Here is a 13,507-nt window from a genome sequence, read left to right on the forward strand (position 1 = left end):
CTTAGCGCACCTTCGGCATTTTGCTCATGGTGCGCATGCAGCGTGTGCAGATATTGACGTTCTGCACGGTACCATTCACCTCAAGGCGACGGCGCTGTACGTTGAGCACGAAGCGACGGCGCGTACGATGCTGAGAGTGTGGCACATTGTTACCATACATGGGCTTGCGCTCACAGACATCACAACGACCTGCTGCCATGTTACTCTTCCTTCCTACCAGACTGCGACGGAAACATACTTTGTGATAGATACCTGCTTGTCGTATAAGAGGTTCCGACAGCCATAAAGTCCATGCCTGCCGACACACGTTCCGCTGCTGCTTGATTTATGATCGAGGTCTCTGGTATACTGCTTCAGTGGCTATTCCCTTGTGCTACTGCCAGGGAAATTCGGGATAACACCCGTTTGCCATAGTCGCAAAACCAGAATGATGATAAGCTGAAACATCTACGTTGTCAAGAGTGACAACTCGTGCTTCGCCTGGGAATCCCTGGCACGTTATGCGAGTATAACCCATATAGGCTAATTTGGCAAGAGAGAAGACAATTGCGTATGCCAAAAGCACATGCTCTAAAACCACAATCCAGCTCTCACCCCCGAGGTAAAATTGAAGTCCTTCCTAACGCCATTCATACGATTGTAGTACAGGCTACAACTGGATGTTATGGCGTGTTAGGACTGGCTTCCCCACGCCTCCACTATGGAGAGCCTATCCTGCTTTCAACACAACATGTGAATCAGGGAGTGCGGGTCAATGTGGTCAATGATCAGCTCATTGTAGATATCTATGTTGTGTTAGAGTACGGATTGCGCATCTCCGAAATAGCACACAATATCATGAGCAGCGTCAAATTCTCACTTGAGAAGATGTTGGGTCTGCCCGTTGCTCAAGTTAACGTGAATGTCCAGGGACTCCTTCATGGACCTGGCACACAAGAAAAACAGTAAAAAAGGTAGCACAGACGCTATGCAGGAACACTCACCGCGCTCAATCCGACAGCGGGCCAGACGTATCAGCGTTTTTGACGGCCAGGATCTCAAGAAAGCGATTCTGGCAGGAGCGGCGTGGTTGGAAGAAAATCGCGAAACCATCAATGCCCTGAATGTCTTTCCCGTTCCCGACGGGGATACTGGTTCCAACATGTCAGCCACCATGCGCTCAGCCATCCGCAATATCGCAGAAACGACAGAGACCTCCGCGGCGGCTGTAGCCGCACGCCTCGCCCACGATGCCCTGCTGGGCGCGCGTGGCAACTCAGGAGTTATCCTTTCGCAGACGTTGCGTGGGCTGGCCCAGGGTCTAGAGGGGAAACCAACCTTCGCCGCCACTGATCTGGCTGAAGCCTTTCAACAAGCCCAGCGTCTGGCTTACCGCGCTGTTATCAAACCTGTTGAGGGCACTATCTTAACGGTTGTACGCGAGACCGCTGAGGCAACCAAACAGAGCGCGGAACGCGGTGATGACCTGGTCGGTTTAATGCAGGAAGCGGTTTCGGCCGCACGCCTAGCTGTTGCCAATACCCCCAATCAGTTGCCAACCCTGAAACAGGCAGGCGTCGTTGACGCGGGCGGGCAGGGCTTCTGCACAATTCTGGAGGGTATTCTGCGCTACATTCGTGGTGAGGCCGCTAGCCCGGCTGCAACCGTCACCCAGTTGCAACCACTGCTCCAGCAAAAAGAGCGCGCCGCCAAAAAAGGGCGTGTCACGGTTGAGGAAGAGTTCGGCTACGAGGTCGTCTTCCTGCTCAGCGGCAAGAGTCTGGACGTCGAAGGCATTCGCCAAGCCATTATTGATATGGGGGGCGTCTCAACAGTGGTGGCGGGCGACGAGACCCTCCTCAAGGTTCATACTCATACACTCACGCCCGGCAAAATCCTTGATTATGGCGTCAGCCTCGGTAGCCTGAACGATATCAATATCGAGAACTTGCAGGAACAGAGCCTGACCTACGCCGCTGAGAGCGCGGCCGAGCACGCTGAAGATGAAGAGATTGAACCGGATGTAGAAAAAGAGGTACCTATCGCCCTGGTAGCAGTCGCCTCGGGTGAGGGATTTGAAGAGGTCTTCAGAGGCATGGGCGTCCAATCAATCGTCTCGGGCGGCCAGACCATGAACCCCAGCATTGAAGAACTACTCGCCGCCGTAGAAAACGCTCCCTCGCAGCAGGTGATCATCCTCCCCAATAACAGCAACGTGATCTTAAGCGCGCAGCAGGTCGATGGCCTGACGCAGAAAAAAGTCTTTGTCATTCCCTGCAAAACAATGCCCCAGGGCATCGCGGCGCTGATGGCCTATAACTATGAGGACGACTTCGAGGACGTCTGCCAGGCAATGAAAGAAGCCTCTCAATCCATCCAGACTGCCGAGATCACTACCGCGGTACGCACCGTCAATATTCATAACATCAGCGTGCGCGAAGGCGATTTCATCGGTGTCATCAATGGGAACCTGGCCGTTGCTGGTCAGCAAATGCAGCCCGTGCTCGAAGATACGCTCCAACGTATGCATATCGATAACTATGAAATAGTTACAATGTACTATGGAGCAGAAGTCACCGCCGAAGAGGCACACGCAACCTGCAAACGGCTCAAGCAGCTCCACTCACATCTTGAGATTGAGGTTGTCAGCGGAGGCCAGCCCTACTACGCCTACATTCTCTCGGCAGAATAAGAAAAAAAGCTTGTAGATGCCCTGTAGCTAGTCGGGCATGCCCGACTAGCTACAGGGCATCTACAAGCTTCCTACTCGTTCCACACGACACCCATTACACGACGGAGGCCAGTATGACTGTTCGTATCGTTACCGACAGCACCTCAGACCTGCCTATCGAGCAGGCAAAGGCACTCGGCATTGAGATAGTGCCACTTACCGTCGCCTTTGGCGATGACGCCTACCTCGACAATGTCGAAATGGATAACGCGGCATTCTACCAGAAACTGCAAGGAAGCAAAGAGCTACCTCGCACATCTCAGCCTGCGCCCGCACGCTTTCAAGAGACCTTTACGCGTTTGATTCAAGAAGGCGCAACCGGCATCCTCTCGGTCCATCTCACGTCTCAGTTAAGCGGCACCTATCAATCGGCCTGTACCGCGCGCGACGCCCTGCCAGAAGATCTGCGAAAAATCCCCATTGAGATCGTTGACTCTACGAGTGTTAGTGTGGGTATGGGCTATCCCGTAATTAAGGCCGCAGAAGAGGCACAGGCAGGCCTGGGGCTTGAAGAGATAAAAGCGCACCTCGTCGATCGCCTGGAGAGGACACGCATCTTCGCGGTTCTCGATACCTTAGAGTATGTCAGGCGCGGTGGACGTATTGGTGGCGCGACGGCGATGCTGGGCAATGTGCTCAACATTAAACCTATTATCTCCCTGAAGGAGGGTGTCGTCGTTCCAGTTGAGCGCGCGCGCACGCGCGGCAAGGCTTATGCCCGCGTCGCGCAGATTCTTCAGGAGCTAGGCCCAATCGAATATCTGGCCATTGCTGAGTCCAGTGAAGAGGTTGGGCAACAGCTATCGGAGGCCCTTAAGCCCATCTATTCTGGCGATATTGCCATCTGGAAGCTAGGCGCAGCGCTAGGCACACATACCGGTCCTGGTACGGCCGCGATCTCGGTGGTAACTGCCAAATAATTTTGAGGTGACAGCATGTCGCAGCATTATGTGGTTCCCAACATTTACCAGGACATGAGCAATCAGTCTCAGGGCTACTTCGCCTTTCGTTTTACCTGCCAGAGCTGTTACTGGCAGATAGACACCCAGCCTATCCGCTCTTCAGTGAGCACTGCCAGCAACATTATGGATATTGGTGTTGGCCTACTCAATGGCTTCTGGGGGCGTGCCGCTGAAGCTGGCCAGAAAATCTATGGCAGCCAGTGGCATACGGAACAGGCTGGCGCTCTCCAACGCTCATGGAGTGAGATCCAACATAATTTTCATACTTGCCCACGCTGTCACCAGACCGTTTGTATGCGTTGCTTTAATATTCAGCTTAACCTCTGCACGCACTGTGCCCCCGATTTGAAAGCGGATGGCTCCCAGTTTCAACATGAACTCAATGTCGAGGCTCAGCGTAAGCAGATTGAAGAGCAGTATCACGCACCCCGCTTCAATGTCGCGGCTATTCCCTCAGCTGCGACGCCCGACCTCCTTGCTTCCCCTCAGCAGCAAGCCCTCCCTCCTGGAAGTCCGTCCTACCAACCGCCAGCCGCCCTTGCTTTCCAGGGGGCACAGACTGTAGCCTGCCCCAATTGTCGCCGCCCGGGCGCCACAGGCAAATTTTGCCAGGACTGCGGCACACGGATTCCCGCCCAGGAGGTAACCTGCCCACAGTGTGCGCAATCCCTGGCACCAGGAACCCGCTTCTGTTCTGAATGCGGCACAAAGCTCCAAAACGCCGTCTAAAAAGACATAAGGGATATAGTGTGTATGGTGGCTGGGCCTGGCTCCGCCAGGCTCAGCCACCATACACACTATATCCCCGAGTGCCGCAGGCGCGAAAACAGGTGCAGCAAGCGGGCATTTAAGACGACAGGCAAACGCAAAAGATTGACGAATGAAGGGTATTCGCGTACAATAGTATTATAGTATGTTTCATGCATTGCACTTCATCGCGTACCGTATACTAATGTTGTATGGCGTAGCGCGTCGGCTAACCTCAAGTCTGGGGATCAAACTGGGGGTCGGAACTATACGTGCTTCTTATACAGCACGCAGGGAAGTGTTTCCACCAACGCCTGCCTGAAGCTTGTCCCGGTCATCTGTAGGGTGCTCTGGTATACTTGTTATACATGGACAACTAGCAAGGCACGCACACAAGGAGTATGGGCGCTTCCTCCCCATGTAAGATTTCCATGGGCTCCTGCGCCAGGAGGAACAACCAGCAATGCGAGGGCGAGCGACGAGCTATATATGTTCATCTGCTCATCTGCTCATTGAGATATACCACGCCCTCACCGTTTGCTAACGGACGCCAAGGTTGTTCCACGACATTCGTTGGAAGCTGCCATCCAAAAATGGCGTAGACTACGAAGGAGGAACGACTGTGGGTATGTTACGGGTGATGTCACGGCGTGGTGACGACCGTCTCACCTGGGACGAGCAGAAAGTTCTCGCGGGTGATGCTGAAGCCGTGGCTGCAATTCAAGAAGCCGAGCGCATTTTTGCCCAAGAGCGTGCACGAGGCGCGACCGCTTTCCGCCTCGATCCTGGCAAACCAGCCGAACGCATCGAAGTCTTTGATGCCACCGCGGAACAAATCGTTCTAGTGCCAAGAGTGGTTGGTGGATAAACTTGGTACCCCATATCCTGACGGCTCTATATTGGCTCGCAATTGCCCTGGCCATCTCTCCCATACTCTGGCTGATTTTTCAGCCCTATGTGAAGGGATGGTCACGAGCGGAGCGTAGAGCTAGTCACTTGCTGCGCGATCTCCTCACCCACGAGCAATTTCGGCAGCTCTTCTGGTATGGGTACCTGGAAATCCCAAGCCCTACGGCTCCGCATCGCGTGTATCGTGTACCACGCCATAGTGGCTATGTGCAGGTGTTCGAACATGGTCGCGCGATCATGCGTCTCTGCCTACAACCCGTGGAATCGCTGCCCGATAGCGATTTAGTGGTACTGCACAAGCTTATGATCGAGGCAAACGAAGAGACGTATCTCCAAAAAGCGAATAAATACCTTTGTATTGAGTAATGCTCGCTATTCAGTAGTCGATAAAAGAAGAGTAAGAGCGCACAGTGACGCGCTCTTACTCTTCTTCATCTTCATCGATATCCTGAATCTCCATCTGCACAATCTTATGGTGTCCGTTCTGCTTGACACAGGCATGGGGACCACCATCCAAGGGCATATGGCAGAAGGGGCAGACCGGGCGACCCGCGGCCACCACCAGGCCAATCTCATTTGAGAGTTCTAAGGCCTCCTGGGGTGAGAAACGCAGCACAACCGCTTCATCCTCTAGAATGAGCGCCTGCGGCTCCCCGCGCTCCTCAATAATCTCCATTGGGGCCAGACTCAGCAGAAACATTTCATTATGCTCATCAAAGTTGAGCTTCATCTGCCCTACCTGAAAATCGTATGTTGGCGTAAGCGGAAAATCTCCTGGCATTCCCGTGGGAGATGGCAAGCCCCCTGGACGCGCCTCGAGGCGCAAGACCTCGCCGTCCGCAATCGCACCGAGAATACGTTCCAGGGTCTCGGCAAGGGTGCGCAAATGTTCCTTCTCCATCCACACAACCGCTGATCCACGCCCACTCCTGGCATAGAGTCGGAAACGTCGCTGCCCCGGCATACCCACTGCATCCGCACCGAGTGTCTCGATGCGGCCAAGATCATTGCTCATACAAGCCCTCTTCCTTCTAAATGAACTAATTAATGGTGTATTCGCCACATCTGTAGGGTCCATGCTGGCATGGACTTCGCCCGCAGGCCGACACTCTGGCGCTGGGATGGTCGCTTCACTCGCAGTCCATGCCAGCATGGACCCTACAGGCGCTGTGCTTGCTTTCAGCTATTTAGTGAATTCACCAGCTAATACCCACGTGCGGGATCATATCTATTCTGTAGTGGCTGGCCCGCTCGATAGCGCCGCAAGTTTTCCGCGAAGAGCGTTGCGAGACGTTGGTCATAATGCACGCTCTCGCCCGAGATGTGAGGGGTCAGAATGACATTCGCTAACGTATACAAGGGACTCTCGGCAGGCAAAGGCTCTTCTTCGGTTACATCCAGGCCCGCGCCTCCAATCCATCCCTCGCGCAACGCCCTGACAAGCGCCCGCTCATCCACCACGCGGCCACGCGCCACATTGACCAGGTAGGCATGCTGGCGCATCGCTTGAAACTCGGCCTCACCCAACAGGTGCTCAGTCTCGGCCGTCAATGGAACAGCGACCACGACATAATCGCACTCGCTTAGCATAGCATGCAACTGCGTCATAGGATAAAGCTGATCTACATGCTCCTGGTGCGCTCCCGCCTGTACCGTGCGCCTGGTTGCCAGGACCCGCATGCCAAAAGCCTGGCCCAGGAAGGCCACGCGCTGACCAATACTCCCCAGACCAATAATCCCTAGCGTCTGTCCCGCCAGTTCGCGTCCCCCCAGTTTATACCAGTTCGCGCTTCGTGGCCATATGCGCTGATCCTGTAAACGCACCATCGTAGGCCAGGAGCGATTATACATAAGCATACTCGCGAACACGTACTCGCCAATGGTGGTGGCATGGATACCCACCGCCGTTGTGACCTGTACTCCACTATCGGCCGCCAGGATACCACTTATGCGCAGACCATCCACACCGGCTCCCGACGCCTGCAACCAGAGTAAGCGCGGCGCCAGTTGGCGCCAATTCGTGGGTACTTTGTAGGCACAGAGCACATCGGCCTCGCCCAGGCTCGCTTCAAACTCATCACTATCACTAAGGCATAAGATCTCCTTACCCGCAGCCTCGCTTAACACAGCCTGTGAGGCGGGGGAAAAAGGAAATGTACTGACTACCTGCAGACCTTGCGCCATACTCAACTCCTTAACTACTCTGTAAGGCCCTTTGTGGACACCTTTGCTCCGTCTTTTCAGTCTATCCGAAATCAGCACGGGTGCGCAAGTCTCTCCACTTACTATATAGCAGTGAGGCATAAAACGCATGCTCTAGCTATCTTTCAAGTATTTTAAGCATGACGTTTTTCCCATGCTGTTCCTTTATTTAGAGTAATGCGTTTAAATATTCAGGTGTCGCCATACGCAGCGCTCTATTATGCATATCACTATATCTAAGCGGAGAAAGAACGTGTGAGCATTTTTATTACCATTCTCGAAGGTGTCTATCTACTGATTGCGTTTATTATGGCCATACAAGCCATTTTCAATATTCGGTTGCGTCTCTTCATATGGGAAACGCCAGAACATGCCTGGCTCAATAGCGCCCCAACCGTCTACCTCGATCCCTGCCTGACCTTTACTATTCTGCTGCCTGCGCGCCACGAGGAAGAGGTCCTACGCGAAACAATGCAGAAAATCTATGATCTCAACTATCCAAGAGAACTATTACAAATTATCGCCATCTGTCGCGAGGACGATCCCAATACCATTGCTGAAGCCCAGGCCAAGATCGATGAATTAGGTGACCCCAATGTACAACTCCTGGTCTTTAATGACAAACCCATCAATAAACCGCATGGACTCAACCTCGCGCTCCAGGTCGCACGCGGCGATATTGTGACGATTTTTGATGCCGAGGATGAGCCTCACCCGGATATCCTCAACATTATCAATACCACGATGCTTACCGATGACGTCGACGTGGTCCAGAGTGGGGTTCAATTAATGAACCACAACACGAAGTGGTTCTGCTTCCTTAATGTTCTCGAATACTTCTTCTGGTTTAAATCCTCCCTGCATTTCTTCGCCAACGTAGGCATGACGCCCCTTGGCGGCAATACCGTCTTCGTCCGACGCGAACTGATGGAGACTCTGGGTGGCTGGGACGAGACCTGCCTGACCGAAGATGCCGACCTGGGCATTCGCCTGGCGCTCTCCCACGCACGCATCCGCGTCATTTACGACGATGAGTTTGTGACACGCGAGGAGACCCCCCACACTATTGAGCAGTTTATCAAGCAACGGACTCGCTGGAACCAGGGCTTTATCCAGATTCTCTTCAAAGGCGAGTGGCTAAAACTGGAGCGTCCCTACCAACGCCTGCTCGCTTTCTATGTCCTGGTGCTCCCAGAGGTACAAGCATTCTTTACCCTGCTCATCCCAGTTTCGCTGCTCACTTTTTTCTTTATTAAATTACCTCTCTGGATATCTTTATTGACGTTCTTGCCGCTCTACATCTTTATCATGGGCATCTTTATCGACCAGGCAGGGCTGTATGAGTTTCTTAAAGCGCATGGGCGTTCATGGAGTATACGCGAGGCTGCTATCATGCTTTTCGCCTCGGTTCCTTACCAGTTTCTGCTAGGCCTGGGCGCCCTGCGCGCGGTCTCCCGCTTTCTTCAGGGCGCGACTAATTGGGAGAAAACGGCCCATATTGGTCAGCATAGACAATGAAAGAATAAACACTTCTATCAGATAGGTGGTTGATTTGTGGTAAGAGATGAAACACAACAGCAAGTGAACAGACATATAAATACCCCGGCGCAGTCCCTGCCAACAACTCCATGGCCAGGTATAGGTGCAGAGCAGCAAGCTCCTGAGAAGCCACAGGTCCATTCCTTGCCCCAGGGACGACTCATCTTACATAAGCAGGAAAACTTTTATGTCAGTACAGTCAATCGCAGACATCGTCGTGTCCACCCCTTGCGCAAGCCAAGCGGGGTAACCAGCGCGCTCCCCAAGGTTCTACCACAACAACAGACACGCATCGCCGCCAGCGAGACACGTCGCATGCCTCGTCTGGACACGCTCAACACAACGCTAAGATCACGCTTTCCAATCCCTCTCTGGCTGGAGACGCTAGGGCTCTTGCTGGTGCTTGTTGGAGTGGGTCTCGCCCACGCCTATAATATGTTCAACTTTCCACGCTACGAACTGGACGAGGGCACCTATATGGCTAGCGCCTGGTCCATTCTCCAGGGACAGCTCATGCCCTATGCTTATGGCTACGCGCATCCACCCGCAGGCTGGATCCAGCTTGCCACCTGGATTCCACTCTTCAATGGCTTCTTTGCCTTTGGCAATGCGCTCAATACGGGGCGCGTCATTGTCTTACTCTATAAATTGGGAAGCGCACTCCTGGTTTACCTGATAACACGCCGCCTCTCGGCACGTCGCAGCCTGGGGCTGCTTGCTATGGGTATCTTCGCGCTGACACCTCTTGGTATCACCTATCAGCGTGAGATCTACCTCGATAACATCGCCATCTTCTGGTTCTTGCTCTCGCTCTTCCTGCTTGTCACCGGTAATAGCCGCCTGCGAGCGATCATCTTCTCTGCCCTCACACTGGGGATAGCCATTCTCTCTAAAGAGGTGCTCATCCTCCTTATTCCCGCAATGATATATGCAGTCTGGCTGTATACGACACCTTTCCAGCGCAAGTTCGCGCTGGTGGCATTTGGCTATACCACGCTGGCACTCTGCTCGGCCTGGATGCTCATGGCCCTGATGCGTGGCGAGTTCTTCCCCTATGCATGGCATCTCCCCTGGGATAACCATGCGCACCTGAGCCTGTTACAGACCATCCTTGAGCAGACAAAACGGACTCAGAGCGAAGGCAGCCTGGGCACCAGCTTCAGCCAGTGGATGGGGCTGGATAGTCTCCTGGTCGTCATGAGTATTATAGCGCCCGTGTTTAATCTGGTGTTTGGCTTCCGCCAGCGCAATCAGTTGCTTCTCTCCCTGCTGGCGCTCAGCTTCTGGCTGCTCTTCATTCGTGGAGGGGTCGTCTTTCCCTACTACATTATCCCGCTCATTCCCCTCGTAGCCATGAACTGCGCCTTTGCCTGCGCCACGCTGGCGCGCTGGATAAGCCAGGCCACGCACTTACCCCTTTTGCAGGGTATCCTGGTCCTGCTTGCTATCGCGGCCATAGTCCCCTATGATATCCTGCACGCCCAGCCCATCTATACCCACGACTATGCACAGGAGCAGCGCCAGGCCATGGATTGGATGCGTGAGCACCTGCCTCGCAATACAGTTGTCGTCATTCCACCCCAGTACTTTGTGGATATGCGCGTGAGCGGGGGCGAGGCCGTGGGAGCGCATTCCCCCTTTCCGAAAGCGCAGCTCTTCTTTAATGTTGCCACTGATCCATCCATCTATCATGACCAGCTCAAGGACAACTGGCAGAATATTGATTATATTCTTGTTGATCCCGATGTCATTCTCCATCTCAATATGATCCAGGAAGTTAGAGGAGGCAGCTCCATCCTCCAACAGGCCCTCAAGCACTCCGTTGAGCGTGCACACTTCTATGACATCAGCATCTACCAGGTTCAACATAAGATGTGATGGAAGGGAGTGCATGGTGGCCTGCGGCCACCATGCACTCCCTTCCATCACATTAGACCTTAAATGAATAACAGGAAGGGGTATAGATTTATGAATACAGACAAGCATGATGGTGATCAACTGGTCGCCATCGTACGCACCTTTGAGGGGATTGAAGAGGCAACGCACCGCGCCATCGCAGGCATAGGCGGTATGGAAACGGTGATGCGAGGCGCGAAAGTGGCGGTACTCAAACCGAACTTCGTGGCGGGAAGGCGTGCCGAGACGGGAGCTACTACCAGCTTCGCCGTACTCAAGGCCGTGGCTGAGGAGGTGCGCGCCTGCGGGGCCGAGCCTGTGCTCTGCGAAATGCCAGGGACAGAGTTTGATCGCGAGGCGACCTATACCCTGCTGGGAGTAGAGGAGTTCTGCGCACGCCACAAGATTCGCATCGCCCGCCTGGAGCTCGAAGGCGGCACGAGCGAGTGGCGCGAGGTACATCCCACAGGGGCGAAACGCCTGCGCTCCTTCGAGCTCCCACGCCTGCTGGATGATGCTCGTCTAATCAACCTGCCCGTTTTAAAAACCCACGTTGTCTCCGGCATGACACTGAGCATGAAGAACCTTATGGGGCTACTTCCCAGGCCGGCCCGTCGCGCGATGCATACCCTGGGGATAGATCAATGTATTGTGGATATGAACCTGGGTCTTCAAGCAGATCTCAACATCGTCGATGGGAGTGTGGGACAGGATGGCGAGGGTCCCTTGTATGGCGAGAAGGCGGATCTCCAGGTCCTGGTCGCTGGGCGCAGTAGTCTCGCGGTTGACCTGGCCTGCTGTAGCCTGGTGAATGTGCCGCCACGCGCGATTCCGCACCTGCGCCTGGCCCTAAAACACTTTGGTCAGCCCGAGATACACTTTACCCATGAACTGCCCCAACCGCTCAAGACCTTTCGCCTCCCCCAGCAAAATAGCCTCTACCGCCTTCTCTTCTGGCTAATGTACCCTCTCGATTACCCCTATACCTGGCTCGCCCGGCGCGACAAACATCTCTGTACCACCCTCTATAGCACAGGATTGGTAGGTACACGCCCCGTCATCGAGCGCGAGCGATGCACCCGGTGCGGCGAGTGCGTACACGCCTGCCCGCTCCCCGAGGTCATCAATCTCCAGACACTCAAGGTCAATTACGCGACCTGCCAGCGTTGCCTACTCTGCTACGAGGCCTGTCCTGAGCAAGCGATCGGCGTCAAGGGTTATTCAGGAGCGCGCTCATGAAGGTCCTGGTCACTGGCGCGACTGGCTTTCTGGGCGCGGCCCTGGTCGGGCGGCTCCTGGCGGAGGGAGAGAGCGTGCGTGTCCTGGCACGCGATGCTTATAAAGCGCATCGCCTCTTCGGCACACGCGTAGAGATTCTCCAGGGTGACCTGCTGGAAGCCCCCAAGGTAGCGGCCGCGCTCAAGGATATTGAGATCATCTATCACCTCGCGGGGCGCCTCTACCACCCCAGCATTCCAGCGGAGCGCTATCACGAGACGCATGTCGAGGGCACGCGGGTGCTCCTGCAGTGCTGTCGCGACCTCCCAGGACTGAGTCGCCTGGTCCATTGTAGCACTACCGGCGTCTATGGCGTCACTGGCTTGAACGCGGCTGATGAAGCCAGCCCATATGCGCCAACCAATCCCTATGAGCAAAGCAAGCTGGTGGGAGAAGAGCTGGCGCTGCGCGCTCATGCCGAAGCGCAGCTTCCCGTCACAGTGGTACGTCCCGCCCTGGTCTATGGACCAGGAGACCTCCACCTCCTCGGCTTCTTCCGCCAGGTTGCTCGCGGCCTGCCCGCCACCATCGCTGGCGGCCGTGCCTATATTCACCCTATCTACATTGACGATATGAGCCGATCATTTCTCCTGGCAGCGCGCCTCCCGCATGCCATTGGACGCTGCTATAACATCGCGGGACATCGCCCCATCAGCTTTACGGATCTAGCAGGTACAATTGCCAACGTCCTTAAACGCCACCCCTGTCCACTGAGTCTCCCTACCTGGATGGCTTATGGTGCGGCGATGCTCTTTCGCTGGCTGCCAGGCATGGGCGAGACCAGCGCCCCCCTGACCGCCAGCCGGATCGACTTTCTCACGCATAGCCGCATCTATAGCTGCGAACGTGCTCGGCGTGAGCTGCAATTTACGCCTCAGGTTGGACTCAATGACGGCATCCGCTATACCATTGCCTGGTATCGCGAACATGGTTATCTTTAATGTCTGGGGGAGAAAAAAGAACTAACATTGCACAAATTTTGTCGCCTGTGCTATAATCCCATAGGTACAATAAGAAGAGAAGATAGATGGGATTTTTAAGATGAAGCGACAGCCGCCGAACCCAGTCTGGGCGAACTTGGCGTTAGTTGGACAACTTGGCTTCACTATCGCAGTTCCCATTATTCTACTTGCCGTTGTAGGAACGTTTCTCGATGGTTGGTTACATACCAGACCATTATTTATACTGCTCGGGCTGCTGCTTGGCCTGATCTCTGGCATCTACGGTGCCTACCGTTTGTTAAAAAACTCACAGGTTTTATAGG

The 13,507-nt window shown here is 54.5% G+C and carries 14 protein-coding genes; 11 read left to right on the forward strand and 3 right to left on the reverse strand.

Translation table 11 applies throughout. The features are described from left to right. Position 1: 1 nt before the first annotated feature. Positions 2-199 carry a 50S ribosomal protein L28 gene (rpmB, locus tag JMJ16_RS25340; RefSeq protein WP_201369686.1) on the reverse strand — a complete coding sequence of 66 codons (198 nt, stop codon included), beginning with the start codon at positions 197-199 and terminating at the stop codon, positions 2-4. Between the two features lie 353 nt (positions 200-552). Here rpmB and JMJ16_RS25345 point away from each other — a divergent pair, with 353 nt between their 5' ends. The 6 genes from JMJ16_RS25345 to JMJ16_RS25370 all read left to right on the forward strand — a co-directional run bounded on the left by JMJ16_RS25345 (position 553) and on the right by JMJ16_RS25370 (position 5,694). Beyond that, positions 553-948, forward strand: coding sequence for an Asp23/Gls24 family envelope stress response protein (locus JMJ16_RS25345; protein WP_201369687.1), 396 nt, complete (start codon positions 553-555; stop codon positions 946-948). A gap of 19 nt (positions 949-967) precedes the next feature. Further along, a complete protein-coding gene (locus JMJ16_RS25350) occupies positions 968-2,671 on the forward strand; it encodes a DAK2 domain-containing protein (RefSeq protein ID WP_201385992.1) in 1,704 nt (567 codons plus the stop codon). A gap of 113 nt (positions 2,672-2,784) precedes the next feature. Further along, on the forward strand, positions 2,785-3,630 hold the full coding sequence (locus JMJ16_RS25355) for a DegV family protein (RefSeq protein ID WP_201385994.1): 846 nt from the start codon (positions 2,785-2,787) through the stop codon (positions 3,628-3,630). Positions 3,631-3,645: 15 nt separating this feature from the next. Then, positions 3,646-4,401 (forward strand): zinc ribbon domain-containing protein, encoded by a 756-nt coding sequence (locus JMJ16_RS25360; RefSeq protein WP_201385996.1) that lies wholly within the window; start codon positions 3,646-3,648, stop codon positions 4,399-4,401. Positions 4,402-5,047: 646 nt separating this feature from the next. Next, positions 5,048-5,287 carry a hypothetical protein gene (locus JMJ16_RS25365; RefSeq protein WP_236601699.1) on the forward strand — a complete coding sequence of 80 codons (240 nt, stop codon included), beginning with the start codon at positions 5,048-5,050 and terminating at the stop codon, positions 5,285-5,287. Between the two features lie 2 nt (positions 5,288-5,289). Then, positions 5,290-5,694, forward strand: coding sequence for a hypothetical protein (locus JMJ16_RS25370; protein ID WP_201369694.1), 405 nt, complete (start codon positions 5,290-5,292; stop codon positions 5,692-5,694). 55 nt (positions 5,695-5,749) lie between these two features. Here the strand turns inward: JMJ16_RS25370 and JMJ16_RS25375 are convergent, their stop codons facing one another. Both JMJ16_RS25375 and JMJ16_RS25380 read right to left on the reverse strand, forming a co-directional pair. Next, the gene (locus JMJ16_RS25375) at positions 5,750-6,343 is read right to left on the reverse strand and encodes a DUF3090 family protein (RefSeq protein WP_201369695.1); all 594 of its coding nucleotides are present in this window, start codon (positions 6,341-6,343) and stop codon (positions 5,750-5,752) included. A gap of 188 nt (positions 6,344-6,531) precedes the next feature. Then, the gene (locus tag JMJ16_RS25380; RefSeq protein ID WP_201386000.1) at positions 6,532-7,512 is read right to left on the reverse strand and encodes a D-2-hydroxyacid dehydrogenase; all 981 of its coding nucleotides are present in this window, start codon (positions 7,510-7,512) and stop codon (positions 6,532-6,534) included. A 273-nt stretch (positions 7,513-7,785) separates the two neighbouring features. Here JMJ16_RS25380 and JMJ16_RS25385 point away from each other — a divergent pair, with 273 nt between their 5' ends. The 5 genes from JMJ16_RS25385 to JMJ16_RS57270 all read left to right on the forward strand — a co-directional run bounded on the left by JMJ16_RS25385 (position 7,786) and on the right by JMJ16_RS57270 (position 13,506). Further along, positions 7,786-9,048, forward strand: coding sequence for a glycosyltransferase (locus JMJ16_RS25385; RefSeq protein ID WP_201386002.1), 1,263 nt, complete (start codon positions 7,786-7,788; stop codon positions 9,046-9,048). Between the two features lie 36 nt (positions 9,049-9,084). Next, on the forward strand, positions 9,085-10,947 hold the full coding sequence (locus tag JMJ16_RS25390) for a glycosyltransferase family 39 protein (protein ID WP_201386004.1): 1,863 nt from the start codon (positions 9,085-9,087) through the stop codon (positions 10,945-10,947). 90 nt (positions 10,948-11,037) lie between these two features. Then, positions 11,038-12,204, forward strand: coding sequence for a DUF362 domain-containing protein (locus JMJ16_RS25395; protein ID WP_201386005.1), 1,167 nt, complete (start codon positions 11,038-11,040; stop codon positions 12,202-12,204). Continuing rightward, on the forward strand, positions 12,201-13,184 hold the full coding sequence (locus JMJ16_RS25400; protein WP_201386006.1) for an NAD(P)-dependent oxidoreductase: 984 nt from the start codon (positions 12,201-12,203) through the stop codon (positions 13,182-13,184). The genes JMJ16_RS25395 and JMJ16_RS25400 overlap by 4 nt, the downstream gene beginning before the upstream one ends. Positions 13,185-13,284: 100 nt before the next feature. Continuing rightward, a complete protein-coding gene (locus JMJ16_RS57270; protein WP_201369701.1) occupies positions 13,285-13,506 on the forward strand; it encodes an AtpZ/AtpI family protein in 222 nt (73 codons plus the stop codon). Position 13,507: the final 1 nt, after the last annotated feature.

It is taken from the genome of Ktedonobacter sp. SOSP1-52 (assembly GCF_016587395.1).

What these genes read in the sequence shown, in the direction of transcription:
- rpmB (WP_201369686.1), bottom strand. Translation starts at nt 199, where the DNA reads ATGGCAGCAGGTCGTTGTGATGTCTGTGAGCGCAAGCCCATGTATGGT.
- JMJ16_RS25345 (WP_201369687.1), top strand. Translation starts at nt 553, where the DNA reads ATGCCAAAAGCACATGCTCTAAAACCACAATCCAGCTCTCACCCCCGA.
- JMJ16_RS25350 (WP_201385992.1), top strand. Translation starts at nt 968, where the DNA reads ATGCAGGAACACTCACCGCGCTCAATCCGACAGCGGGCCAGACGTATC.
- JMJ16_RS25355 (WP_201385994.1), top strand. Translation starts at nt 2,785, where the DNA reads ATGACTGTTCGTATCGTTACCGACAGCACCTCAGACCTGCCTATCGAG.
- JMJ16_RS25360 (WP_201385996.1), top strand. Translation starts at nt 3,646, where the DNA reads ATGTCGCAGCATTATGTGGTTCCCAACATTTACCAGGACATGAGCAAT.
- JMJ16_RS25365 (WP_236601699.1), top strand. Translation starts at nt 5,048, where the DNA reads ATGTTACGGGTGATGTCACGGCGTGGTGACGACCGTCTCACCTGGGAC.
- JMJ16_RS25375 (WP_201369695.1), bottom strand. Translation starts at nt 6,343, where the DNA reads ATGAGCAATGATCTTGGCCGCATCGAGACACTCGGTGCGGATGCAGTG.
- JMJ16_RS25380 (WP_201386000.1), bottom strand. Translation starts at nt 7,512, where the DNA reads ATGGCGCAAGGTCTGCAGGTAGTCAGTACATTTCCTTTTTCCCCCGCC.
- JMJ16_RS25395 (WP_201386005.1), top strand. Translation starts at nt 11,038, where the DNA reads ATGAATACAGACAAGCATGATGGTGATCAACTGGTCGCCATCGTACGC.
- JMJ16_RS25400 (WP_201386006.1), top strand. Translation starts at nt 12,201, where the DNA reads ATGAAGGTCCTGGTCACTGGCGCGACTGGCTTTCTGGGCGCGGCCCTG.
- JMJ16_RS57270 (WP_201369701.1), top strand. Translation starts at nt 13,285, where the DNA reads ATGAAGCGACAGCCGCCGAACCCAGTCTGGGCGAACTTGGCGTTAGTT.